General features: G+C 64.5%; 22 protein-coding genes. 4 read left to right on the top strand and 18 right to left on the bottom strand.

What is annotated here, in order from left to right:
• Position 1: 1 nt before the first annotated feature.
• The 18 genes from QMF81_RS03805 to QMF81_RS03720 form a co-directional block, all read right to left on the bottom strand.
• Positions 2-691 carry a flagellar hook assembly protein FlgD gene (locus QMF81_RS03805; RefSeq protein ID WP_281752165.1) on the bottom strand — a complete coding sequence of 230 codons (690 nt, stop codon included), beginning with the start codon at positions 689-691 and terminating at the stop codon, positions 2-4.
• Between the two features lie 9 nt (positions 692-700).
• Complete coding sequence (locus tag QMF81_RS03800) at positions 701-2,407, bottom strand: flagellar hook-length control protein FliK (protein WP_281752163.1); 1,707 nt, start codon at positions 2,405-2,407, stop codon at positions 701-703.
• 60 nt (positions 2,408-2,467) lie between these two features.
• Complete coding sequence (locus tag QMF81_RS03795; RefSeq protein WP_281752161.1) at positions 2,468-3,847, bottom strand: glycosyltransferase family 9 protein; 1,380 nt, start codon at positions 3,845-3,847, stop codon at positions 2,468-2,470.
• An 86-nt stretch (positions 3,848-3,933) separates the two neighbouring features.
• The gene (locus QMF81_RS03790) at positions 3,934-5,571 is read right to left on the bottom strand and encodes a glycosyltransferase (RefSeq protein ID WP_281752159.1); all 1,638 of its coding nucleotides are present in this window, start codon (positions 5,569-5,571) and stop codon (positions 3,934-3,936) included.
• Positions 5,572-5,574: 3 nt separating this feature from the next.
• Positions 5,575-6,315, bottom strand: a complete 741-nt coding sequence (locus QMF81_RS03785; protein WP_281752157.1) for an OmpA family protein — start codon at positions 6,313-6,315, stop codon at positions 5,575-5,577.
• Positions 6,315-7,070 carry a MotA/TolQ/ExbB proton channel family protein gene (locus tag QMF81_RS03780; protein ID WP_281752155.1) on the bottom strand — a complete coding sequence of 252 codons (756 nt, stop codon included), beginning with the start codon at positions 7,068-7,070 and terminating at the stop codon, positions 6,315-6,317. Before QMF81_RS03780 ends, QMF81_RS03785 begins: the two co-directional genes overlap by 1 nt.
• A 17-nt stretch (positions 7,071-7,087) precedes the next feature.
• A complete protein-coding gene (locus tag QMF81_RS03775; protein WP_281752153.1) occupies positions 7,088-8,200 on the bottom strand; it encodes a FapA family protein in 1,113 nt (370 codons plus the stop codon).
• Between the two features lie 3 nt (positions 8,201-8,203).
• Complete coding sequence (locus tag QMF81_RS03770; RefSeq protein ID WP_281752152.1) at positions 8,204-8,548, bottom strand: STAS domain-containing protein; 345 nt, start codon at positions 8,546-8,548, stop codon at positions 8,204-8,206.
• Positions 8,530-10,095, bottom strand: a complete 1,566-nt coding sequence (locus tag QMF81_RS03765; RefSeq protein ID WP_281752150.1) for a SpoIIE family protein phosphatase — start codon at positions 10,093-10,095, stop codon at positions 8,530-8,532. Before QMF81_RS03765 ends, QMF81_RS03770 begins: the two co-directional genes overlap by 19 nt.
• A gap of 1 nt (position 10,096) precedes the next feature.
• Positions 10,097-10,477 (bottom strand): 6-carboxytetrahydropterin synthase, encoded by a 381-nt coding sequence (locus QMF81_RS03760; RefSeq protein ID WP_281752148.1) that lies wholly within the window; start codon positions 10,475-10,477, stop codon positions 10,097-10,099.
• Entirely contained in the window at positions 10,477-13,926 is a 3,450-nt protein-coding gene (gene dnaE, locus QMF81_RS03755; RefSeq protein WP_281752146.1) for a DNA polymerase III subunit alpha, read from the bottom strand. The genes QMF81_RS03760 and dnaE overlap by 1 nt, the downstream gene beginning before the upstream one ends.
• A 62-nt stretch (positions 13,927-13,988) precedes the next feature.
• A complete protein-coding gene (gene gap, locus QMF81_RS03750; protein WP_281752143.1) occupies positions 13,989-14,987 on the bottom strand; it encodes a type I glyceraldehyde-3-phosphate dehydrogenase in 999 nt (332 codons plus the stop codon).
• A gap of 11 nt (positions 14,988-14,998) precedes the next feature.
• Positions 14,999-15,925 carry a class II fructose-1,6-bisphosphate aldolase gene (gene fba / locus QMF81_RS03745; RefSeq protein ID WP_281752142.1) on the bottom strand — a complete coding sequence of 309 codons (927 nt, stop codon included), beginning with the start codon at positions 15,923-15,925 and terminating at the stop codon, positions 14,999-15,001.
• Positions 15,894-16,697, bottom strand: coding sequence for a 5'/3'-nucleotidase SurE (gene surE, locus QMF81_RS03740; RefSeq protein ID WP_281752140.1), 804 nt, complete (start codon positions 16,695-16,697; stop codon positions 15,894-15,896). Before surE ends, fba begins: the two co-directional genes overlap by 32 nt.
• On the bottom strand, positions 16,655-17,263 hold the full coding sequence (locus QMF81_RS03735) for a 2-oxoacid:acceptor oxidoreductase family protein (protein ID WP_281752138.1): 609 nt from the start codon (positions 17,261-17,263) through the stop codon (positions 16,655-16,657). The genes surE and QMF81_RS03735 overlap by 43 nt, the downstream gene beginning before the upstream one ends.
• Positions 17,245-18,093: a 2-oxoacid:ferredoxin oxidoreductase subunit beta gene (locus QMF81_RS03730; RefSeq protein ID WP_281752137.1), complete on the bottom strand. Its 849-nt coding sequence runs from the start codon at positions 18,091-18,093 to the stop codon at positions 17,245-17,247. Before QMF81_RS03730 ends, QMF81_RS03735 begins: the two co-directional genes overlap by 19 nt.
• Position 18,094: 1 nt before the next feature.
• Positions 18,095-19,243 carry a 2-oxoacid:acceptor oxidoreductase subunit alpha gene (locus QMF81_RS03725; RefSeq protein WP_281752135.1) on the bottom strand — a complete coding sequence of 383 codons (1,149 nt, stop codon included), beginning with the start codon at positions 19,241-19,243 and terminating at the stop codon, positions 18,095-18,097.
• Positions 19,218-19,517, bottom strand: coding sequence for a 4Fe-4S dicluster domain-containing protein (locus QMF81_RS03720; protein WP_281752133.1), 300 nt, complete (start codon positions 19,515-19,517; stop codon positions 19,218-19,220). Before QMF81_RS03720 ends, QMF81_RS03725 begins: the two co-directional genes overlap by 26 nt.
• A 146-nt stretch (positions 19,518-19,663) precedes the next feature.
• On the opposite strand from QMF81_RS03720, the gene QMF81_RS03715 reads away from it, so the two are divergent.
• From QMF81_RS03715 to QMF81_RS03700, 4 genes are read left to right on the top strand one after another with little or no spacing between them, the layout of a single operon-like run.
• Positions 19,664-20,668, top strand: coding sequence for an HD domain-containing protein (locus QMF81_RS03715; protein ID WP_281752131.1), 1,005 nt, complete (start codon positions 19,664-19,666; stop codon positions 20,666-20,668).
• 42 nt (positions 20,669-20,710) lie between these two features.
• Positions 20,711-21,343: a dTMP kinase gene (gene tmk / locus QMF81_RS03710; protein WP_281752129.1), complete on the top strand. Its 633-nt coding sequence runs from the start codon at positions 20,711-20,713 to the stop codon at positions 21,341-21,343.
• The gene (locus tag QMF81_RS03705; protein WP_281752126.1) at positions 21,336-22,106 is read left to right on the top strand and encodes a glycosyltransferase family 2 protein; all 771 of its coding nucleotides are present in this window, start codon (positions 21,336-21,338) and stop codon (positions 22,104-22,106) included. The genes tmk and QMF81_RS03705 overlap by 8 nt, the downstream gene beginning before the upstream one ends.
• 17 nt (positions 22,107-22,123) lie before the next feature.
• Positions 22,124-23,503 carry a hypothetical protein gene (locus QMF81_RS03700; protein WP_281752124.1) on the top strand — a complete coding sequence of 460 codons (1,380 nt, stop codon included), beginning with the start codon at positions 22,124-22,126 and terminating at the stop codon, positions 23,501-23,503.
• The last annotated feature ends 1 nt before the right edge of the window (position 23,504 follow it).

Here is a 23,504-nt window from a genome sequence, read left to right as displayed (position 1 = left end):
CTTACTCCTGCTCTGTGGCAGCAGTGCTCGTTTCCGTCACGGTACGCACGTCGCTCAAGGCCACGGTACGACCATCGGCCAGACGCAGCCGGGTGACGCCGTCTTCGGTACGCTCCACGGCCGTGACCCGGCCGGAGACGGCCGTGGACACGAGCACCGGTGTGCCCTCGGCATCGGTGGCGGCAAAGGTCACGCTGTAGCGGCCATCGGGCAGGCTAGTGCCTTGGTCGTCCTTGCCGTCCCAAGCGTAGGAATAGGTACCGGCGGCACGGCCGGAAAGTTTTTCCGTGCGCACCAGGTTGTTGCTGCTGTCATACACAAAGACCTGTACCTCGGTGGCGGTGCCCTGCAGGGTGAAATCCACGCTGGAGACCGCGCCCTTTTCCTTGGACAGGCCGCTTCCTGCGGCCACCACCTCTTTGCCCATGAAGGCCGCGGCGGAGAGCATGTCCTGGCTTGCCGCCTGCTCCGTGAGCTTGGTGATGCCCGCTGCAATGTTGTTCATCTGCTCGAGGCTGGAAAACTGCGCCAATTGGGCGATGAACTGCTTGTCATCCATGGGGTTCAAGGGGTCCTGATGCTGGAGCTGGGTGACCAGCAGGCGCAAGAAGGCGTCCTTGTCCAGGGCCTTGGAGCCTTTGGCCTCGCTGCCGGCAAAAGCCCCTTGGTTGTGCAGGATGGATTCGATCATACGGATGCCTCACGCAAAGAGATCCACAGCCCCGTCGGCACGAAGTGCCGTGTGCAGGCCGGGTGTCCTCTCCTCTTGCAGATTGCGCGCCAACGATTCCTCCGGGACCACGGAGCGCCGCCACCAAAACCCAGTGCCCGCGCCGTCCCCCTGCGGGCGCTGGTGCTGGCTGGCCCCATCCCAGGCGTTGTGGGAGCCCAAGTCCGCAAGACCGGCCTGCACGTCCAGGCGCGCCACCTGAAACCCCTGCCGCTCCAGCTCCTGACGTAAGCTGGGCAGGTGGGCGTTTAGGATCTGGCTGGTTTCCGGGTGCGCCGGCCGCAGCACGGCGTGGACCTCGCCGCCGCGCACCTGCAGGGCCACGTGGATGGGCCCCAGGTCCTGGGGTTCGATCTGGATGGTGAGCTGCTTGATGCCCGGAGAGAGCTGCCGCACCATGGCCTGCGCCGTCTGCTCCACGATGGAAGGCGCCAGGGCCTCGGCGCGGGAGGCCACCGGCCCTGCGGGGGAGAAGGCCGCGGCGCCAGCCCCTTCGGCGCCTGTGCTCTGCCCGCCCTGCGCGGCCAGGGGCCTTTGCCCCCGACGTTCGTCAGGCGACTGGTGCTCGGGCCTCCCCTCCTTTGCCCCGAAACCGCTGCCGCGCAAAGGCACCGCGCGGGGGCTCAGCTCCTGGGGGTCCTCCACCCAGGCCGCCTCGAGGCTGCTGCGCCTGTGCTCGGAACGGATGCGGTCTTCATCCCCAGATCTGCCCGGGCGCCGCGCCTCGGGTTCGCCTGCCAGGCTTTGGGCCTCGAGAGATTGCCCGACCTTCTTGGACGTCGCCTGCCACAGACCCTCCACAGGGGAGAGCGAAGGGGGCTCCCCATGCCCCATGTTCCCGCGTGGGCTTTGCCCGAGCCCATCCTTTGCGGCGAAGTGCCCCCCATGCGCCGCCCAAGACCCTGGCTTTTGGGCCCCGTCCGCAGCCTCACTGCGCACGGCATCCATGGCTTCTTGCCCAGTGGCACCGAAGACCGAACTCGCCGGTCGGGATGCGGTCCGCAAAGCGGCGGCGCCTTCGTGCCCCAAAGCATCAGCCCCCTTGACTTTTCCGGCCCACCCATTCGCTCCATGGGCACGCGACGATGCCGAAGCCTCCTGCGCCACAGGAAGATCCTTGCCCGCGTCCAGGGGCTTTTCTTGGTGCGCCCCAGCATCTTGCCTGCCGTGGATCCATTGGCCGTTGGTCCCACGAAATTTTTTCCCCTGGGCCGCCCAGAGGGACGCTGCCCCCTGTTTGGCGGATACAGCGGCCTGAGCGTCGTCGTGCATCGCGACCGCACTGTCCACCTGCTCCATGGAAACCCCGGAAGACGAAATCCGGCCGGCAGGCAAGGTCTCCGGGCACACCGGTTCTGCTCCAGCAGGGTCTGATTGCAGGCGGCAATGCGAAATCCAGCCCGCAGGCAAAAGCTCCGGGCACACCTGCGCCAGCCACGCGCCCAAGCGGCCGTCCTCGCCGCTCTTTTTCCAGTCCGTCAGGCGCTGCCACAGGTCGTCGTCAATGCCGCCTTGCTCGCGCAGCGCCAGGATATGCTCCCACAGGCCCGCAGCAGGCGCGCCCGTGCTGCGCCCCAAGAGCTGGGAAAACAGGGAACCGGCCTTGGCGGATGCTCCTTTGCCCGCCAGCACGGAAAACACGCCGCCGTGCTGCAAAGCGATGGGAAAAAATTGCATGGTGGCCTCCTTTGCCGAGGACACCAATCAAAAGCCGTTCCAAACGCCCCATGCGCGGGCTCAAGCCTCCGGGGCAAAGCAGGCGAGGTGGCGCTCTACCAGTTCGGCCGCATGACGCAGGCTTGCTGGCGAAAAATCTTCGTTTTCGAGGCTCACGGCCAGGAAACTTGCCAGAGGACGCAGGGCGGGGACAAAGGAGTTCCACGGAAGCGGGGTGGGCGGCGAAGTGCTGGAGAGCCAGCGCACCAGGCGCAGGCTCTCGCGGGCAATGGCCCGGGCAAGGGCAGGATAGGCGCTCCACAACCGCTGGCGGATGGCGCGGCAAAAGGCCGCATCGCCCCCAGCGCCCCAGGCAAGCCACAGGGCGCGCCAATAGCCGGACACAAGCTCCCGGGCGCAGGGCTCGGCGCCGCATTGCGGCTCCAGGAGGTACAGCCCCTGGGCGTCCCGGCCCGTTTGGGCAAGCCGCAGCCCCCGCACACATGGCCACGGCGCGCCCTGCACCGCAGCCGCAGCCACCTGGGCCACCTGACGCGGGGTCATGGGAGAGCGGCAGGGCTCGGCCTTCCGCGTGCACGCCCAGCACCCGCGGCACGAACAGGCGGCCTGCAGCACCAGGTGCCCCGGCTGGTACGGTCCGGTGTCCCACGGCCACACCGGCCCCAAACTCACATTGAGGACCCGCAGCCCGGTCCAGGCCGCCACGTGCATGGGGCCGGTATCCGGGGTGATGAGCAGCGCCAGCTCCTGCCCGAAGTAGGCCAGGCGCTCCAGGCTGAAGGCGCCGCAGAGATCGAGCACCGGCCGGCGCACCAGCCCGCGCACCGCCTCGGCCAGGGGTTTTTCCGCCGGGCCGCCCAAAAGCACCGGGGCAAAACCCAAACGCCGCAGATGACCGCAGACCCCGGCCCAAAAGACGGCATCCGGCCGCTTGGCCGCAGTGCTCGCCCCGAGAAACAGGCCGATCTTGTCCGAAAGGGGACGGCGCGGCGCATCCCAGCGGGTGGCCGCCATGCGCTCCCTGGGCACGACGTCCAGGGCGTAGAGGTCGGCCCAATGGAAGCGGTTATGGCGGTTGGCGTGCACCAGGCTTGCCCGGTAGCGGTGCCAAAATCCGTGGATGCGCAGCACCCCGTCGCGGCGCACAAGCCCCAGCACCCGCTGGGCAACGATGGCGCCGGCCAAGGCCGCCCCAGCCTCGGCATGCCCCAGGTGAAGCACGAGATGCGCCGGGGTGGCGCGCAGCTCGGCATCGTCTGCAGGGCCCAAAAGCCGCACCCCGGAAGGCATAAGCCCCTGCGCCAGGGCGGCAAATTGCGGCTCTGCGCGCAGCCACAGCGGATGGCCGGGAAAAGTGCGCATGAGCCACAAAAGCAGGGGGAAGGAGAGGACCACATCCCCCAAGCGCTGCATCTGCAGGACAACGAGAGGCTCAGCCATGGGCGTGACGGGGGCCCGGCGCCGCAGGTCCGCAGGCACCGTGGTCGCCGGGGCGCAACGTGCCGGAAAGACGCTGGAGGCACCACCTACGTGCCATACCACTGCCGCATGGCGGAAACCAAGGTGGCAAGCCGCACGTCGTAGGTGTGTTCCGCAAGCACCCGCTCGCGGGCGGCCTGGGTGACGGCCTGACGCTGGGCGTCGTGGGCGAGATAATAGCGCACCAAGTCGCCAATTTCTTCCGGGTCACCGTAGCACACCACCTCCCGGCCCAAGGTGAACAGGTCTTCCATCTGGCGGCGGTAGTCGGTGAGCAGAAAGGCCCCGCAGGCCGGCACATCGAAGACCCGCTGGTTCACCGCCCCTTTCATCTGCAAACTGGTGCAGTTGAAGTTTACCCGTACCTGCGGGTACCATTGGGGAAGCTCGCTATAGTAACTCACCTCGGGATGGTAGTGCCAGCCGCGCGCCGGAAGCAGGCGCCGCCACCCCGAGTCCCCCACGATGTGGGGGTGAAAGGGCAGAAGCCTGCGCACACACGCATGCCGCCAGTCGCGCGTGGCATGCCAGGTGATGGCGGTCTCCAGGGCGAGCTGGCTTTCCGTGGGCAGCGCCTCCATGTGGGCCACGATGTCTGGATGGTGGAGCGCCATATAGGCCCGCACCGTGCGGATGGGGCTTTGGGCAAAACCTTGCGCCACCTGAGGAATGCAGGAGGTAAGCTCCCGGGGAAGGATCCCCTGACGGGTGCGGGTCTTGTGCACCATGGAGTTGCCCACAAAGGCCACGTCGAGACGGGCACTGCCCTGGGGCGCAAACCGGGTGGGATCGGTCCCCAGCGGCAGGTAGCGCACATGGGCAAAGCCCATGGCGCGCAGGCCCTCCACCGTGTCCGCATCCCAGGTAAAAAGGGCCACCCAGGGCGAAACCGCGCTCTGGTAGAGCCCGATGATGAGGTGCGGATCGTCCACGAACCACGAAGCCAGGGGGAGCTCCAGCCGGGCCAAGAGGTCGGTGAGCACCCCTTCCCGGTCCACGCCCAAGTGATTGACGGTGAGGGCGAAATGGGGCCGGAACTCCACTACGGCCTGCAAGATGGCCTCCACGAACTCCTGCCTGCCCACCTCTTGGCTGGGAAGCTCCACCACCCGCACCGCGTACCCCAAGCGGGCGCAGGCGGAAAGCAGCTCCCCATGGAGAAAATAGGCGCTCGCCACCAAAAGGATGCGCGGTGTGTCTTTCCCGAGGCGCGGGGCCCGGGCGCGCTGCCAAAAGCAGGCCTTGCGGCTTGCGGTCAGGTGCTCGGCCAGGGTGCGGTAAAAGGCGGGATCCAGGCGGGCGTAGAGCGGGTGCACGATGGGCACCAGCGGCGGGCCTCCCAGGTCCATCTGCCAGCGCGTCAAGGCCGCGAGCACGGCCTGGGGGTCTCTCTGCCGGCACCACAAGACCTCGTGCGGAAGGCGGATACCCAAGGCTTCGGCAAGCCCGGTCTCCTTGTCCACCACCGCCACCGGCAGCCCCATGCGCAAGGCAGCGGCAATGCCCGCCCCCAGGCCCGCGCCCAAGAAGACCACGGCCTCGCCTTCCTGGGGCCGCGCCGCAGCCAACAGATCTTCCTCCAGGGCCGGTCCCCGGCGGCCGTTCATGCGCCAGCGCTTGCCCGCCACCTCCACCACGGCGTCCACGAGCGCGCCGTCTTCCCTGGGCACGGGCCAAACCTGCATGGGCTACCAGGCCCCCTTTTCTGCGGCGCGGTGAAAATAGAATTCCACCCGCCGGTTGGTGGCGCGGTTGGTCTCCGAGGTATTGGGCACCAAAGGCCGGGTGTCGGCATAGCCCACTGCCTTGAGGCGCGAGGGCGCAATATGGCCATGGGTGACGATGTAATTGAGGGCCGCTGCGGCCCGGGCTGCAGACAGCTCCCAGTAGGACCCAAAGCCCCCCAGGGGCTCGGAGTCGTCGGTATGCCCGCGCACCACCACATCGAAATTGAAGTTGACGAGGATGGTGATGACCTCCTCCAGAATGCGGGTGGCGTCGGGCTTGATCGCTGCCGATCCTGGGGCGAACAGGGCACCGCTTCCCACCCGTACCAAGACGCCTTTGTCGTCCGGGGTCACCTGGGCCTGCTTGGCGAGATTCGCATCCTCCTGGAACATGGCGGAGATCTGCAGCGAAAGCTGCATGATCTTGCGCGACTCGGTGTCGAGCTTCACCTCCTCGCGCTCGTACTGCGAGGGAGAGTACGCCACGTATGTGTCCAGCGGTCGCTCGGTCTGCACGCCAAAGGCATCCCGGATGGAGCCCATCATGTCCTTGAATTTCTGGACATCCATGTTGGCAAAGGAAAGGAGCAGGATGAAGAAGGTCAACAGCAAGGACATGAGGTCCCCAAAGGTGGCCAGCCACTCGGGCAAGCCGTCGGGACACACGCACTCCGGACATTTCTTGGGGGCTTCCTCGGACATTACTTGCTCCCTTCGCGCAAGGCCGGGGCCAGGAACGCCTCCAGCTTATCCTGGATGATTCTCGGATTTTCCCCACGCAGCACCGACAAGATGCCTTCCACGGCGATCTCCATGTAGAAGGTCTCGGCCGCGGAACGCTCGCCCAGCTTGGTGGCGATGGGGATGAAGATGACGTTGGCGAGCACCGCACCGTAGAGGGTGGTGAGCAAGGCCACGGCCATGGCCGGACCGATGGCGGAAGGATCGCTCAATGTCTGGAGCATGGCCACCAGGCCGATGAGGGTGCCGATCATGCCAAAGGCCGGGGCCATGGAGCCCATGCTCTTGAGGATGGCTTGGCCGGAACCATGGCGCTGGCGCATGAAGTTGATCTCCGTCTCCAGCACCGAGCGCACCAGCCCCTCCTGGGTGCCGTCCGCCACGAGGAGCACCCCTTTCTTGAGAAAGGGATCGTCCACACTGGCCTTCTCCAGGGCCACGAGGCTCTCGCGTCGGGCAAGTTCCGCCAGTTCCACGATCTTCTTGATGAGCTCTTTGGGGTCTGGGTCCTTGGCAAAAAAGGCCTTGAGCATGACCTTCACCATGCCCAATACCGCGCCCATGGGGTACATGATGAAGGTCACGGCCACGGTGCCGCCGAACACGATAAGCACAGAAGGGATATCGACGTAAGGGCCGATGCTCCCGCCCATGAGGATGGATCCAAAAATCAGGCCAAACGCTGCGACAATGCCGATAAGGGTTCCGATATCCATAGGTCACCTTATGGTACTTACTCTTTCTTGCCGAGGGCTGGGCTGCGCACGACAATCTCGTTGTCCGCCAACTCAAAGCGCACGTTGCGCAAAAAATCATTCACCTGCAGCCGGGCGGTGCCCATGGAGATGGTGACCCCAGGCCGCACCTCGCCGGGCGCCACCACCATGGCACGGGCAAAAAAGCGCTCGTGGAGCCGCTCGCGCATGCCCACCACCTTGTTCTGCAAAGCGCGCATCTTGCGCTCCACAGTGGCCAGGCGCGGGGCGTATTCCGCGGCATAGGTGGCATTTTTGGCCATTTCCCGCTGCAACTCTCTGCTCACCGGCCCCAAGCGGGCAAGTTCCCGCTCCAAGCGCTCCACCTCGCCCATGAGTTCGGCATCGAAACCGAGCACCAACTCCGTGGGGGTGCCCAGCCCGCCGCCCAGTTGCCCGCCCACAAACACCACCGCCTGGCAGCAGATGCGCCCGCCCACCAGCCGGTCGCGCACCGCCAGTTTGCGCTGGCAAAACACCTGGGCATGCATGCAGACCTTGTCCACCAGGATGGAGTCCCCGGCCCAGAGGGTCGCGTTCTCACAAAACCCCACCCGGATGTTCTTGCCGGCCCGCAGCAGCCCGGCACCGCGCACCCCGCCGTCCACCTGCAGATTGCCGCCCGCCTGCACGGTGGCCGCTTCCACACCCTCCTGCACCCGCACGTCCCGCCCCACCAGTTCAAAGCCTGCGCGCACCGAGCCATGGACGATGACATCCCCCACAAATTGGATGTTGCCCGTGCGCACCCCCACGTCCTGGCGCACGTTGAGCACCCGCTTCACATGGATGAGACCGCCGTCGTAAAAGACATACCCATTGGCCGAGGCCAAAAGCTGCAGGGGATTTTGCGGGTGCACCGCGCAGTTGCGGCCCATGGGGAAACGAGGCTCGGCAAACACCGACTGCGGCGGCAAGGCCCGCGCCGCCTCTTCGGAGATGGGAACCATCTCCGCCAGCACCTGGCCCTCGATGACATTCTGCACGTAGCCCATGTTCTGGTGGTCCACGGAGCCGTCTTCCCGCTGGCGCGGTTTGAGGTTCAAGTGGTCGAAATCGGGATCAAAATGGTGCTTGAGGAAATAGGGCATGGGCTAGTCCACGAGGTTGGCGTCCACATCGTCCTCGTCGTCGGCTATGCAAAAAAAGTGCAACATATTGACGAGGGCCAAGGTCTTGCGCAGCTGCGGCCGCAAGCGGAAGAGGATGAGCTTCTGCCCGGATTGGGAACAGCGGTTGTTGAGGATGACGAAAAAGCCGATGCCGGAACTATCGAGGAAGTCCACCCCTTCCAAATCGAAAATGAGCGTCTTCCAATGCGGGGCGGCAAACACCGTCTCCATGCGGGCCTTGAGGTCCTCCACCACGTCAAAGGTGATCTCCCCGTCATAGCGCACCCACACCTCGGTGCCTTTGGTCTCTATACGCAATTCTGGCATGCGCCCTCCCATCGTTTTTCCAAGGTCAACACATTGGCCCCCTCCACACGCCCATAATGCACGCGGTCCATGAGGGTATGAATGAGAAAAAGTCCTCGTCCCGACGTGGATGTGGCCTCCGGCAGCCCCCAGCGCTCCGGGGGATCAAAGGGGCGGCCATGGTCCACCACCTGAAAACGCACCAAGCTCCCAGGGGCCACCGCCACCCGCAACTCGAGGACGCCACCTTCCTCGCCGTATGCATACCGGACGACATTGGCGCACGCTTCCACCATGGCAAGCTCCACCGCCGCCCGCATCTCCGGCGGCATCTGCGCGGTCCACTCCATCGCCCGACGGACCACCTGACGCACCTCGGCCGGCGCCGCCTGCGTGCGGAAGACCACGCTGCGCCAGGCGGGATCCGTCTCCACCCACAGGGCCGTCAGGTCATCGGTAAATACCGGCGATATCTCGCCCGCTTCTTCCAGCCGGTGCATCAAGGCGTCCAGATACACCGTGGGCTCGCAAATCACCTCGCTGGCGAGTTCCACGAACCGCTCCACCCCCAGCTGCTCGCCGGAGGCCATCTCCCACTCGTACAGCCCGTCGGTGTAGAGCAACAGGCCCGATCCCGGCGGAAACGGCCGCTCCTCAACGCGAAACTCCAAAGGGAAAAATCCGAGCATGGGAGTGGACGCGCCCAACGGTTCCACCCGCGCGCCCACGCGCAACAGCCCCGGACAATGGCCGGCATTGGCAAAGCGCAGCTGCCCCAGTGTCGGGTCCACGTCCGCAAGAAAGATGGTCACAAAATCCGACTCATCCCCCACGGTTTCCAGGAGCTGGGTGTTGGTGGTGGCAAGGATATACTCGATGCTCGCTCCCCGGGCCGTGCCTGCGCGCACCACCGTACGCACCATGGCCATGATGAAGGCCGCCCGGGCCCCGTGGCCGGACACATCCGCCATCACCACCCGCACGCCTCCCGAGGGCAAGGACAAACAATCGTAATAATCTCCACTGGCCAGGCCGGAGGGCTGGTAGAGGTGCCGCACCCGAAAACCCGGCACTTCCTGCGCCAAGGAGGGCACGAGCTTTTTCTGCAGGGCCGCCACGGTCCGCATCTGCGCCTCGATGCGCATGTAGGCCTGCTCGAGTTGCTGGGTCATGCGGATGTGGCGCAGGGCCACCTCCATACGCGCGCGAAAGACCTCCCGGTAAAACGGCAGGCGCAAGCACTCATTGGCCCCGGCGTGGAGCAAGGCGAACTCCCCGACCGGCGAAAGGTCCCAGAAAAACACCACGATGAACGTACGGCTGTCGTTGGCCTGCCCCCGGATGTACTCCACCACCTGCCGGGCGTCACAGGAGCCCAGGCGCTCGCCGATCACCATGATGTCGAAGCGCTCTTCCAAATAGGCATCCAAGGCATCGAAGCCGTCCTGGGTTTCGGCGAGGGTGAAGCGCGCGTCCAGGGCGTGGCGCACCAAGCGGCGCAGCACCGGATCGCGGTCCACCACCATGACCCGCACGGGCGCATCAAACCCAGGTGAAGCCTGCGCCACGCTACTCCTCCCGATACTCCGCCGCAGCGCCAGTATTTTCCGAAACGAGCACCCGCACCAGACGCACCCCAAATCCCTCAAGACGCGCGGCAAGGCGGCGGAAGATGTATTCCGCCAAGCGTTCCGAGGAAGGGCTCACCCCGGCAAACTCCGGCAGTGCATTGACATGGGTGTGGTCCAATCCCTCCGTCACCGCCGCCAGATGCCTTTTGAGCTCCTTGAAATCCATGAGCATGCCGGTCTTGGGGTCCAACGCACGGCCCTCCACCTCCACCTCTACGGCAAAGTTGTGGCCATGCAGGGCCTCGCATGGCCCGCCATAATGGAGAATCTGATGCGCAGCGGCAAACCCCCCGCACACCCGCAGTCGCCATACCCCCATCACCGCCCTCCTCGCCAGCTCTCAAGATCGCGCCAAAATTGGGGCCCCGCCGCCACACCCACGTCTGGGCCGCATTGCAGCTGACAGACGAATTCCGGGGCCACCACCTCGAGGACCACCGGGGCAGGGCCCGCGTGGCGGGAAAAGACCTGGGCGAGCCCCGCCCAGTCCACGGCGTCCGCCAAGGGGACTTCCACCCGCACCGGCTGCGCGCTCTCGGCCACGGCGGCGCGCAAAAGCCGCATGTCCCGGGCGACGAGCTGCACACGCGTCACCTGGCCGTTTTCGTCCGTCTCCATGCGGCCCACCTCCGCCTCCACCAGCATCGGCTCCTCGGCGGCGAGCACCTCCCGGCACGCGGCAAAGACGTCGCTGAAAAGCACCAACTCGCCGGAGCCGGAAAGGTCTTCCACCTCGGCAAAGGCCATGCGGTCCCCCCGCTTGGTGGTGATGACCTTGAGTCCCGTGACCAGGAGCGCCACCCGCACCGGCGTGCCTTCCCCAAGCTCCGCGCACGCAGCCAGCGGCGTCAGGTCCATGCGCCGCAGCTCCTCCCGGTACGGCTCCAGGGGGTGCCCCATGAGATAAAACCCCAAGGCCTCCTTTTCCATACGCAGCTTTTCCGCGTCATCCGGGACGCGGACCGCACCTTCTATGGGGACGTCCGCGCCAATGCCGGTCAGGCGGCACGTGGAGGCATCCACCACGGCCGCAAAGGAAAGCTGGCCGGAGCGCTTGCGCTTGGCCTGACGCTGGGCCATGGCCATGACCGGCTCCACGGCTGCAAGCAGCAGTCCCCGGTGGCAGCCAAAGGTGTCCATGGCCCCGGCCTTGATGAGGGCTTCGAGCACCTTTTTGTTGGCCTTGCGCAAATCCACCCGGCAGCAAAAATCCAGCAGGCTGGCAAAGGGACCGTGGGCGTCCCGTTCCGCCACCATGCCCTGCACTGCGGCCTCGCCCACCCCCTTGATCCCGGAGAGCCCGTAGCGCACCGCCCCTGCTTCCACAGTGAACTCGTAGCGGCTCTGGTTCACGTCCGGCGGCAGGATGGTGAGCCCCATGTCGCGGCAGGCATTGATATGCGCCAGGACCTTGTCGGAGTTGGACACCTCGGAAGTAATGGTGGCGGCCATGAACTCCGCCGGAAAATGCGCTTTGAGATACGCCGTTTGGTAGGAAATAAGGGCGTAGGCGGCGCTATGGGCCTTGTTGAAGCCGTAACCGGCGAACTTCTCCATGAGGTCGAAGATCCAGCCTGCGGCCTCTTCGCTGATGCCGTTTTCCCGGGCGCCGGAGAGAAACCGCGAGCGCTGCTTGGCCATTTCTTCGGGGTTCTTCTTACCCATGGCCCGGCGCAGGATGTCGCCCTCGCCCATGGAGTAGTTGGCCAGTTCCGAGGCGATCTTCATGACCTGCTCCTGGTAGAGGATCACGCCGTAGGTGTCCTCCAGGATGGGGTGCAGGCGGGACGCCAGCTCGGGATAGGCGTATTCGATGGGCTTACGGCCATGCTTGCGGTCGATGAAGTCGTCCACCATGCCGCTTTCCAGCGGCCCCGGGCGGTAGAGGGCGAGCAAGGCGATGATGTCCTCGAAGCACGAAGGCTTGAGGCTGCGGAGCACCCGGCGCATACCTTCGGATTCCAGCTGGAACACGCCGTCGGTCTCGCCCCGGCACAAGAGCGCGTAGGTGGCCGCATCGTCCAGAGGCAAGGTCTCCAGGTCCGGCGGGGTCCCTCCCCCCTGGGCGATGAGGCGCAACGCGTCGTGGATCACGGTCAGGGTCTTGAGGCCCAAGAAATCGAACTTGATGAGCCCCACCATCTCCACTTTCTTCATGTCGAACTGGGTGACCACTTCGCCGTTCTTGCCCACATGCAGGGGAAGGTACTCCACCATGGGTTCGCGGGAGATGACGATGCCTGCCGCATGCTGGGACGGGTGCCGGGCAAGGCCCTCGAGGCGGCGGGAGATATGGAAGAGCTTGGCAAAGACCGGGTCGTTTTCCACCAGGGCCCGCAGTTCCGGCTCCTGCTCCAGGGCCTTGTCCAAGGTCATCTTGAGGTCATCGGGGATGAGTTTCGCCACCCGGTCGGCGTCCTTGAGCGGGATCCCAAGCACCCGGGCCACATCCCGCACCACGCCCTTGGCCTTCATGGTGCCAAAGGCCACGATCTGCGCCACCCGGTCCGCGCCGTATTTTTCCGTCACATACCGAATGACCTCGTCGCGGCGGTTGTAGCAGAAATCCACGTCGATATCCGGCAGCGAGGCCCGCTCGGCATTGAGAAAACGCTCGAAGTAGAGGCGGTAGCGGATGGGGTCGAGGTCGGTGATGCGCAGGGCGTAGGCCACCAGGGAGCCGGCCGCGGAGCCACGACCTGGGCCCACCGGAATACCCTGACTTTTGGCCCAATTGATGAAGTCCTGCACAATGAGAAAATACGGGGCGAAACCTTTTTCCGTGATGACAGAAAGCTCATGCTCCAAGCGGTCGCGATATTCCTGGGGATCCACCGCATACGGGAGCTGGCGCAACCGCGCTTCCAGTCCCTCGCGGGCCAGGCGCTGGAACTCCTCCTCCATGGAACGGCCTTCCGGCGCGGTATAGACCGGAAAATGATGGCGGCCGAGATCGAACTCCACCTGGCAGAGGTCCGCAATGCGGACGGCGTTTTCCAAGGCCTCGGGCACGTGGGCAAAGGCCGCTTCCATCTCCTCCGGGGGGCGGAAGTAAAACGTATCGGACGAAAAGCGCAGTCGGCCGGGGGTGTCCACGGTCTTGCCGGTGCCGATGCACAGCAAAGCGTCATGGGCCTCGAAGTCTTCCCGTTCCAGGTAATGGCAGTCATTGGTGGCCACCAGCGGCAGCCCCAAGGCGGAAGCGGCCTCCAGAAGCCGGGTATTGGCCTCCTCCTGCTCCGGGAGTCCATTTTCTTGGAGCTCCAGATACAAACGCCCCGGGAAAATGGCCGCATACTGCCGCGCCACTTCCAGACCAGCATCCATGCCTACCTGGGTGAGGGTCCACGGGATCTCGCCCTTGATGCAGGCCGACAAGGCAATGAGCCCCTCGGCATGGCGCTTGAGGCACTCCTTGTCCACACGCGGCTTGTAGTAAAACCCCTCCAAGAACCCTGCGGAAACCAATCTGACCAGGTTGTGGTAGCCCACGAGGTTTTGCGCCAACAGCACCAGATGAAAACGCTTTTTGTCGCTGCGATCGCGCATGTCCTCCGTCACGTACACCTCGCAACCGATAATCGGCCGGATGCCGTGCTTCTTGGCTTCCAAGTAAAAAGGCAGTGCGGCAAAAAGATTGCCGTGATCCGTCACGGCGGCAGCCCCCATGCCATAGTCCACGGCCCGGGCGCAAAGGTCGCGCAAGCGGATGGCGCCGTCCAACAGGCTGTATTCCGTGTGGCAATGGAGATGGACAAAGGTATGCATCGCGAACACAAGCAGGGCGGAAGCCAGGCATCCTATGCTTTCCGCCCCGGGATTGCCGACAATTAGAGCAACGCGGCCACCTTGGCGGTGAGCCGTACCAATTGGTGGGTAAAACCGGCCTCGTTGTCGTACCAGACGATGACCTTCATCATGGTGCCGTCCATGACTGCCGTACACAGGCCGTCCACCACTCCGCCGTAGGGGCTGCCCACATAGTCCATGGAGACCAAAGGCAGTTCCGTATAGCCCATGGGGCCGCCTTCCGGGCCAGCGGCCGCAGCCTTGAGGGCGGCGTTGACCTCGGCTGCGGTGGTGGGCCGCTCCACCTCAGCCACCAGGTCCACCAACGAGACATTGGGGGTGGGGACGCGCACGGCCATGCCGTCGAGCTTGCCCGCAAGCTCCGGGATCACCAGGGTCACCGCCCGAGCCGCGCCCGTAGTGGTGGGCAGAATGTTCATGGCCCCAGCCCGGGCCCGGCGCAAATCCTTGTGCGTGCCGTCCAGGATGCGCTGGCTCATGGTGTAGGAATGGATGGTGGTCATGAGGGCGTGTTTGATGCCAAAGGTGGTGTGCAGCACCTTGGCCACCGGCGCCAGGCAGTTGGTGGTGCACGAGGCGTTGGAGATGATGCGGTGCTCGGCGGTGAGGGCGTCGTCATTGACGCCCATAACCACCGTGATGTCGGGATTTTTGGCCGGGGCCGAGACGATCACCTTCTTGGCCCCACACGCCAAATGACGCTCGCAGCTCTCGCGGTCAGTGAACTTGCCCGTGCTCTCCACCACGATATCCGCCCCCACGGAGGCCCAGTCCCAGGCATCCGGGGCGTTGCGGGTCACCCGCACCAGCCGGCCGTTGATGGTGAACCCATCCTCGGTGGCCACGACCTCGCCCGGGAAGGTCCCGTGCACGGAGTCGTACTTGAGCAAATGTGCCAAAGAAGCGTTGTCGCCCCGGGCATTGACGGCCACCAGCTCCAAATCTTCCCGGCCAGCAAGGACGCGGGCCATGTAGCGGCCAATGCGGCCAAATCCATTGAGAGCGATTCGCACACCCATCTCTTTTCTCCTTATGCGATTTTATTGCTCGAACCCAAGACGTTGCGGATCTTGTGCCGCACCATCTCCCGCACCGCATCCCGGGCTGCGCTCAAATACTGTCGCGGATCGAAATGATCCGGATGTTCGACGAAATATTTGCGGATGGTGGCAGTCATGGCCAGACGGATATCGGTGTCGATGTTGATCTTGCACACCGCCATGCTGGCGGCCTTGCGCAAGAGCTCTTCCGGCACCCCGCGGGCGCTGCCGATCTGCGCGCCGTACGCATTGGCCATGGCCACGAACTCCTGGGGCACCGAGGACGCCCCGTGGAGCACAATGGGAAATCCGGGCAAGAGTTTGCCCACCTTCTCCAGGCGGTCGAAATCCAAACGGGCCTCTCCGGAAAACTTGTAGGCCCCGTGGCTGGTGCCGATGGCGATGGCCAGGGAATCGCAGCCCGTGCGCCCCACGAACTCTGCGGCCTGATCCGGATCCGTGTAGACGCTTTCCGCAGCATGGACATCGTCTTCCACCCCCGCCAAGCGGCCTAGTTCCGCCTCCACCCACACCCCACGGTCGTGAGCGTACTCCACCACCTTGCGGGTGAGCGCGATATTTTCTTCATACGGCAAATGCGAGCCGTCGATCATCACCGACGAAAATCCCCCGTCGATGACTTCCTTACAGATCTCGAAGTTCTGTCCGTGGTCCAGATGGAGTACCACCGGCAAATCCACGGTGGCCAAGGCCGCCTCCACCAATTTGATGATGTACGCCTGGCCGGCATACTTCCGAGCGCCTGCGGAAACTTGGAGGATTAAAGGAGATTTCTCCGCGGCACCCGCCTCCATGATGCCTTGGACGATTTCCATGTTGTTGACGTTGAACCCGCCGATGGCAAAGCCTTCAGCGTAGGCCCGCTCAAACATCGCTTTCGGTGTGGTCAGGGGCATGGGCTCCTCCTTGATCGGGTTGACGAAGGGTATCTCGCAAGACGTTCAAAAACGCCCAATGGGTGAGGTCAAAAGTGAGTGGCGTCAGGGTGATGCAGCCTTGGGAGAGCAAGGCCCGGTCCGTACCTGGCTGCACCAACTCCTCGGGGATGACGCCTCCGAGCCAATAATACGGCCGACCGCGGGGATCGGCCCGCTCGATGTACCAATCCCGATAGGTGGCGCTGGTCTGCGGACACACCTCGATACGCGGCGGATAGGGCAAGGGTCCTGCCGGAAAATTGAGGTTGAGCACCGTGAGCGGCGGCAGCGACGCCCAGGGAAAGTCCGCCACGAAGGAGGCGGTGCACAGGGCTTGAGCGGAAAGATCCCAGGGACGGAAGTCGTCCACGGATACGGCCAAGGCGCGGATCCCGGCCAAGGCCCCTTCCGTCGCCGCAGAGACCGTGCCGGAATAGAGCACGTCCACGCCCACGTTGGCACCAGCATTGATGCCCGAGATCACCAGATCGGGCCGCCGCGCAAGCACGTGATGCACCGCTAGCTTGACGCAATCGGCCGGGGTGCCCACCACGCCTAATCCCTCGAAGCCCACCTCCTGCACCTCCACCACGCGCAGGGGAGAAAACAAGGTGATGGCATGACCCACGGCGCTTTGCTCGGTCACTGGGGCCACCACCCGCACGCTGTGTCCACCATTGAGCAAGGTGCGGTACAGGGCGCGCAGCCCTACGGCATTGATGCCGTCGTCGTTGGTGAGGAGAATGTCCATTGTTTGGCAATATCCGGATACTGTTTTTTGGCCCGTGCGTGCCCCAGCTCCACGGCCTTGAGATTGAGCTCCACGATCTTAGGGGGCAATACTGCGGGGAGTGTTGCCTTCACCGCCTTCAGGGAGAGCATGGGCAGCACATGCACCAACGCCCCCAGGCACACGATGTTCATGGCCTGCGCGTTTCCCAGCTTTTCCCGGGCAAGGGCGGTAAAGGGGAGCGCGCAAAACCGGTTAGTGGGCGGTTGCGGCACCATGTCCGCATCCACCAAGAGCAGGCCCTCCGCCTTGAGATCCCGATAATACAGGTTACAGGCCTCCTGGCTCAAGGCCACCAAGAGGTCCAGATTCACCGGTTTGGGATAGCTGATGGGACGAGAACTCACCACCACGTCGGCGCGGCTCGCCCCGCCCCGGGCCTCAGGACCGTAACTTTGCGTCTGGGCCACATGATAGCCGTGCTCCAAGGCCAGGGCCTGACCAAGAATGCGCCCCAGGGTCAAAATACCCTGGCCGCCCAGGCCAGAGAGCCGGATCTCGAAACGATCTATTGATGTGGCTGGCATGACGTCTTCTCCTGCAAACTGGAACACGCGGCATAGTAGCGCTCTTCAAGGCCCGGCTGGGGGGCATCCCGGAACACGCCGATGGGAAAGGACTGGGCCTGGCGCTCCTTGGACAAGGTATCCCAACGATCCCGCTTCACGGCCCGCTCCTTGTACCAACGGTACATATCCACAGCGCTCTTGAAGCCGTTTTTGCGACCATACTGCGTGGGGCAGGGGGTGAACACCTCCACCAGGCAGAAACCCGGCCGGGTGAGTGCCTCTTCCAGGAGTTTTCCCAGAAGCAGGGCATGCATGGCTGTAGCCCGGGCCACATACCCCGCACCACAGGCAAGACCCAAGTCCACCACATCGAAAGACCGCTCCAATTGGCCAAACGGCGTGGTCGTGGACATGGTGCCTAGGGGCGACGCCGGCGACGCTTGACCGCCGGTCATCCCATAGATGGAATTGTTGAGCACCAAGGCGGTGATGCCGATGTTACGCCGAGCGGCGTGGATGAAATGGTTGCCGCCAATGGCCAAGGCATCGCCATCACCCATGAGGGCGATGACCTTGAGCTTCGGATGAGCCATCTTGATGCCTGTAGCCACGGTGAGGGCCCGGCCGTGACAGGTGTGCACCGTGTTGAAATCCACATACACCGCCACCCGGCCCGAACAACCGATGCCTGCCACCAGGGCCACGTCGTCCTTGGAGAGCCCCAGGGCGTGGATGCTGCGGATCAAGGCCCCGAGCACGATGCCATGCCCGCAGCCAGCGCAGAGCACGTGTGGAAACTTCTTATTGTGGCGCAAGTAGTCGTGAATGAGTTCGGTAATGGCCGCCATTTCAGCCTCGCAGCAGGGGTTTGAGGATTTCCTGGGGGGTGATGATCTGGCCATCGATGCGGTTCACGGTACGGATAGCTGCCAGGCCGTTGTTCACCCGTTTTACCTCGCGCGAAATCTGTCCCATGTTCATCTCCGGGATCACCACCCGGGAGCAGGTGCGCAGCACCGCCTCCACCGCAGGCCGCGGGAAAGGAAACAGGGTCTTCAAATGGAGAAGCCCCGCCCGCACGCCCTGTTCTCGGGCCAGATCCACGGCCAAACGCGCTGAGCGGGCCACGCACCCGTAGGCCACCACCGCCACCTCGGCGTCGTCGCACCAGTAGGACTCCGTGAGCTGGATGTCGTAGAAGAACTGGTCGATCTTGCGGAACTGCCGGGAAATGAGGGCCTGGACTTCGTCCGGCCGCGAGGTGGGAAATCCGTTGCGGTCATGGGTAAGCCCCGTGACGTGGTAGCGGTAGCCGGAGCCCATGGCCGGCATGGGCGGCACCCCACGCAGGCCGTCTTCGTAGGGCACGTACCACTCCGGGGGCATGGAGGGCGCCACCCGAGAAAAGATCTCCACCTCTCCTGCTTCCGGAATCACCAGCCGCTCGCGCGTATGGGCCGTCACCTCATCGAGGAGCAGAATCACCGGAGTGCGGTACTTTTCGGCGAAATTGAAGGCCGTCACGGTCATTTCCAGACATTCTTGGACATTACTTGCCGAGAGCACGATGATGGAATGATCCCCGTGCGTCCCCCAGCGGGCCTGCTGCACATCGCCTTGAGCCGGGCTCGTAGGGAGCCCTGTGCTCGGCCCACCGCGCATGACATTGACGATGACCACTGGCGCCTCCACCATGCAGGCGTAGCCGATATGCTCCTGCATGAGGGAAAACCCCGGGCCCGAGGTAGCGGTCATGGCCTTGCGCCCGGCCAAGGACGCGCCAATGGCCGCGCCAAGACTCGCAATCTCGTCTTCCATCTGGATGAACACCCCGTTCGGGACGTATGGCAGCCGGGCGGCCATGCCCTCGGCGATCTCTGTGGACGGAGTGATGGGATAGCCAGCATAGAACGTACAGCCGGCCAAAAGGGCCCCTTCCACCACGGCGTCGTTGCCTTGGGCGAAGAGTTCCTTACGAGCGCGTTTCTTGCTCGCCATGCTCGGCCTCCTTAGACTCCTCGTGCACCTTGGGACTCACCTGGGAAGTGCCCTCTCCCCCAGGACGCGGGGTTACGGACACCGCGAAATCCGGACAGTGAAGTTCGCAAAATCCACAATCTATACACAATTCTTCCTTGGCCACCACCGCCTTGCCCTGCGGCCCCATGGCGAACACCCCGGCCGGACAAAAGGCCACACAAATGCCGCAGCCTTTACACCAGTCCGGATAGATACGCACCTGGGTTTGGCCCCGTCCTCGCTTGCCAGTCATCCACGCCTCCTGCCGCCAATCCGGCTCACCATCGTCGCTTGCCAGTTGCACCATTTTGGGCAAAAAACCATACGCTTCGCGGGCGGCGACACCACCCATGCGTACGTGCTCTCACCTATGCCAGACATTGAGGATTGGCAACTTCCATGACCATGAAGCAAACCTATCTCAGCGACCTTACCCCAGGCGACCCAGTGGCGGATCTCTTCGCCGTCACCGCCGCCCAACGCCGGGAGGCCAAAAACGGCCCCTATTGGCAGATTACCCTCATGGACAAAAGCGGCCAGATGGAGGCCCGCATCTGGGCGCCTACCAGCCAGGCCGTTACGGACGTGCCCCGCGGGACCATCGCCAGGGTGGAGGGCACGGTCACCAGGTACAACGGCCAGACGCAAATCAATGTCAGCTCGTTCCTGCTCGTGGACCCAGCCTCCGTGGAACTTGCGGACTTCATGACCACCAGCGCCACCCCGGCTGCAGAGCTTCTCGCCCAGCTGGAAGCGCTCCTGGATGCCGGCCTCACCTACACCCCGTGGCGCACCCTCTGCTCCTTGGTGCTCACGGACCCGGAAATCCGTACGGCGCTGATTCAGGCCCCAGGGGCCAAAAAAGTACACCACGCCTACGTCGGGGGGCTTCTGGAGCACACCCTGGCGGTCATGCGCCTTACCCAAGCCATCGCCGCCCTCTACCCTGAGGCGGACCAAGAGATTCTGCTGGTGGCCACCCTCTTCCACGACCTGGGCAAGGCCTTTGAGATCCGCACGGGCCTGGAGCGAGAGTACACCGATGCCGGCCGGCTCGTCGGACACCTGATTTTGGGGATGGAGATCCTCGACCGCTTCCTCGCCCAGGTACCCGAACTCCCTGAAGGCCTTGCCCTGCATCTGCGGCACCTGGTGGTGAGCCACCACGGACAGCCGGAATTCGGCACTCCCCGAGAGCCCATGACCGTGGAGGCCTTCATCCTCCACTTTGCCGACAACCTGGATGCCAAAATCGCCACCACCCGGGCGGCCCTGGCAGGCTCCCCCCCATTGTCCTGGTCGGAGCGCATCCCGGCGCTGGGCCGGGCCGTGTTCGAGCCCCTGCGCACCCCGCGCCCTGCATCCGCCGCTACCGCGCCTGCGAACGACAAGGCACAGGCATAAGGCTTGTGCGATCACCCTGCCTCAGCACCCCAGGAGATCCCCATGTTTCTTACCCTCGAAGGCATGGAAGGCTGCGGGAAAACCACCCAACAGCGGCTGCTTGCCGAGTATTTCATCCGTCACGGCCACGACGTACTCACCACCCGTGAGCCCGGAGGAAGCCGCCTGGGCGCAGAACTGCGGCGGCTTTTGCTCGATCCTGCGGCCACGGACATCACCCGCGAGGCCGAGCTCTTTCTCTACCTTGCCGACCGCGCCCAGCATGTAGCCACGGTCATCCGCCCGGCCCTGGGTGCCGGACGAATGGTGCTCTGCGACCGGTTCGCGGACTCCACCATCGTCTACCAAGGCTACGGCCGCGGCATGATCCCGGCCCGGCTGGCGGAACTCTGCGACCTGGCGGTGGCCGGACTATGGCCTGATCTGACCATCGTCCTCGACGTGGACCCCGAAACCGGACTGCGCCGGGCGCTGGCCCGCAACCTCAGCACCGGGGCTCCGGACGAAAGCCGGTTTGAGGCCGAAGATCTGGCCTTCCACACCCGCATACGGGAAGGCTACCTCACCTGGGCGGCCCTCAACCGCGCGCGCATCGCCGTGGTAGACGCCACAGGGACGCCGGAAACGGTATTCGACGCCATTCTACGCGTGCTGGAAGAACGCGGCCGTGTCTAGCCGCCCTCCGATCACGGGACTCGTACTCACCAAAGACGGGGAGCGCCACCTGGAAGCCTGCCTGTGCTCCCTGGCGTTCTGCGACGAGATCCTGGTGGTGGACTCCGAGAGTACTGACCGCACCCGGGACATCGCTGCCGCCTGTGGGGCGCGGGTGCTGGTGCGGCACTGGACAGGTCCGGCGGACCAGTTCCGTTTTGCCTTTGCTGAGATCCACACCCCATGGGTGGTCTCCCTAGACCAAGACGAGATCCTCTCGCCGGCGCTGCAGGCGTCCATTCAGGCGGCTCTCGCCGACCCAGGCGACGCCGTGGCCTTTCTCTGTCCGCGGGCGTCCTTCTATTTCGACCGATTCTTACGCCATAGCGGCTGGTATCCCGACCTCCTGCCCCGGGTCTTTCTCTTGGAAAAGACCGAGGTGCACGTCTCCCCCCCGCACTACGGTTTTCGCCCTCACGGTCCCACCCGACGCCTTGCAGGCGACATCCTCCACTACCCCTATGCCAACCTGGCCCAGCACGTGGAAAAGATGAACGCCTACACCCAAATCGCGGCCCAAGACCTGGTGCGGCAGGGAAAACATCCCTCGGTGCTCACGGCCCTGGCCCATGGACTCGCCCGCTTTGCCAAGATATATGTGTTGCGTGCGGGCTTTCTCGACGGCCGTGCGGGTTTTGTGCTGGCTATCAACGGCTTTTTCTACGCCTTCCACAAATACCTCCGCGCCACGGAACTTGCCCTCCACACCCACAACACCTCCTAAACCCTCCGGAGCCGACCATGTTCCCCTTCATCACCCTCCTTGGTCTTACGCTCAACGCCCTGTCTGCCGAGGCCCACGATCTTTCCACCCAGGTCACGATGTACAGCGCCGATCACGCTCTCATCCGCCACCTGCGCCGCGTGGAGCACCCCCAAGGCGAAAGCGCGGTCACCTTCCCCGGCGTGGCCGCCACCCTTGACCTTTCCTCCGTCACCGTGCGCTCGAATACCGATCCGAGCACTGTAACCGCCACCGACATCCGTTTCCATCCCGGGATCACCACCCCGGCAAACCTCCTCAACGCCCTCAAAGGCCACACCGTGCGCGTGCTCCTGCCTGATCCCACCACCCCAGAGCGCACCATCTCCCGGGAAGCGGTACTGCTTGCCGCCACCACCCCGCCCATCTTCCAGATGGAAGACGGCATCTATTTGGGCGAGCACCGCGGCATCCAGATCCCACAGGCAAATTCCCTCGTCCTTGCCCCCACCCTCTCCTGGCGAGCCAAGAATCTCGGCCCCAACCACCACGACATAGAGGTTCTCTACCTGGCGAGCGGCATGCGCTGGTCCATGGACTACAGCCTCTATCTCCACCACGACGGCACTACCGGAGAGCTCACGGGACAGGCCACCATCACCAACAATGCGGGACTGGACCTCGCCGGGGCGCAGCTGCGCCTGGTCGCCGGCGATGTGGACTTCAACGAAGACAATTCCCGCAAATATCTCGCCGCCCCCAGTATGGTCCGGGAAGAGGGCCCGCAGTACCACCGGGAAGAAATTCACGGCGGCCACATGTACACCCTGCCGCAGCCCGTGGACATCGCCGCCAACGAGACCGTGCAGGTCCCGCTCATCGCCACGCGCACCATCCAGGTGGAGCCGTATCTCGCCGCGGCGAGCGACGCCATGCCCCAACGCTGGTCCGGCGCCACCACGACCACCCACCCCCGGACCATGCTCCGTCTGCACAACCGTGCCGCAAGCGGCCTCGGCATCCCCCTACCGCAAGGGACGGTGCGCGTATACGGAAAGACGGAAAGCGGTCCCGTACTCCTTGGCGAAAACACCATCGGCCACACCCCTGTGGACACCGAGGCCCGACTGCGCCTGGGAGAGTCTTTCGACGTCGTCATCGAGCGGCGCATGCTCGACTACCAGGAACTCGGCCGCAACGCCGCCCGCTGCACCTGGGAGCTTCGTATCCAGAGCGCCCAAAGCACCCCGCAGCGGCTGGAGCTTTCGGAGCGCTTCCATGGCGACTGGACCATCCAAGCCCCGTCCCATCCCTTTGTCCAAAAAGACAGCCGCACGGCCCTCCTTGACCTCACCCTTGCGCCCACGCCAAAAGATGCGCCGATGGTGGTCCGCTACACCGTCGAAGCCCGATGGTAGG

This window comes from Thermodesulfomicrobium sp. WS (assembly GCF_027925145.1).
Taxonomy (GTDB): Bacteria; Desulfobacterota; Desulfovibrionia; order Desulfovibrionales; family Desulfomicrobiaceae; genus Thermodesulfomicrobium.
The sequence above is the reverse complement of the archived record's forward strand: the minus strand, read 5'-3'. Positions and strand labels throughout refer to the sequence as shown.

What these genes read in the sequence shown, in the direction of transcription:
- QMF81_RS03720 (WP_281752133.1), bottom strand. Translation starts at nt 19,517, where the DNA reads ATGACTGGCAAGCGAGGACGGGGCCAAACCCAGGTGCGTATCTATCCG.
- QMF81_RS03700 (WP_281752124.1), top strand. Translation starts at nt 22,124, where the DNA reads ATGTTCCCCTTCATCACCCTCCTTGGTCTTACGCTCAACGCCCTGTCT.
- QMF81_RS03805 (WP_281752165.1), bottom strand. Translation starts at nt 691, where the DNA reads ATGATCGAATCCATCCTGCACAACCAAGGGGCTTTTGCCGGCAGCGAG.
- QMF81_RS03725 (WP_281752135.1), bottom strand. Translation starts at nt 19,243, where the DNA reads ATGGCGAGCAAGAAACGCGCTCGTAAGGAACTCTTCGCCCAAGGCAAC.
- QMF81_RS03775 (WP_281752153.1), bottom strand. Translation starts at nt 8,200, where the DNA reads ATGCCCTATTTCCTCAAGCACCATTTTGATCCCGATTTCGACCACTTG.
- QMF81_RS03790 (WP_281752159.1), bottom strand. Translation starts at nt 5,571, where the DNA reads ATGCAGGTTTGGCCCGTGCCCAGGGAAGACGGCGCGCTCGTGGACGCC.
- QMF81_RS03780 (WP_281752155.1), bottom strand. Translation starts at nt 7,070, where the DNA reads ATGGATATCGGAACCCTTATCGGCATTGTCGCAGCGTTTGGCCTGATT.
- tmk (WP_281752129.1), top strand. Translation starts at nt 20,711, where the DNA reads ATGTTTCTTACCCTCGAAGGCATGGAAGGCTGCGGGAAAACCACCCAA.
- dnaE (WP_281752146.1), bottom strand. Translation starts at nt 13,926, where the DNA reads ATGCATACCTTTGTCCATCTCCATTGCCACACGGAATACAGCCTGTTG.
- QMF81_RS03730 (WP_281752137.1), bottom strand. Translation starts at nt 18,093, where the DNA reads ATGGCGGCCATTACCGAACTCATTCACGACTACTTGCGCCACAATAAG.
- QMF81_RS03735 (WP_281752138.1), bottom strand. Translation starts at nt 17,263, where the DNA reads ATGCCAGCCACATCAATAGATCGTTTCGAGATCCGGCTCTCTGGCCTG.
- QMF81_RS03760 (WP_281752148.1), bottom strand. Translation starts at nt 10,477, where the DNA reads ATGGGGGTATGGCGACTGCGGGTGTGCGGGGGGTTTGCCGCTGCGCAT.
- QMF81_RS03770 (WP_281752152.1), bottom strand. Translation starts at nt 8,548, where the DNA reads ATGCCAGAATTGCGTATAGAGACCAAAGGCACCGAGGTGTGGGTGCGC.
- QMF81_RS03715 (WP_281752131.1), top strand. Translation starts at nt 19,664, where the DNA reads ATGACCATGAAGCAAACCTATCTCAGCGACCTTACCCCAGGCGACCCA.
- surE (WP_281752140.1), bottom strand. Translation starts at nt 16,697, where the DNA reads ATGGACATTCTCCTCACCAACGACGACGGCATCAATGCCGTAGGGCTG.
- QMF81_RS03800 (WP_281752163.1), bottom strand. Translation starts at nt 2,407, where the DNA reads ATGCAATTTTTTCCCATCGCTTTGCAGCACGGCGGCGTGTTTTCCGTG.
- fba (WP_281752142.1), bottom strand. Translation starts at nt 15,925, where the DNA reads ATGCCCCTGACCACACCGAAAGCGATGTTTGAGCGGGCCTACGCTGAA.
- QMF81_RS03785 (WP_281752157.1), bottom strand. Translation starts at nt 6,315, where the DNA reads ATGTCCGAGGAAGCCCCCAAGAAATGTCCGGAGTGCGTGTGTCCCGAC.
- gap (WP_281752143.1), bottom strand. Translation starts at nt 14,987, where the DNA reads ATGGGTGTGCGAATCGCTCTCAATGGATTTGGCCGCATTGGCCGCTAC.
- QMF81_RS03795 (WP_281752161.1), bottom strand. Translation starts at nt 3,847, where the DNA reads ATGGCTGAGCCTCTCGTTGTCCTGCAGATGCAGCGCTTGGGGGATGTG.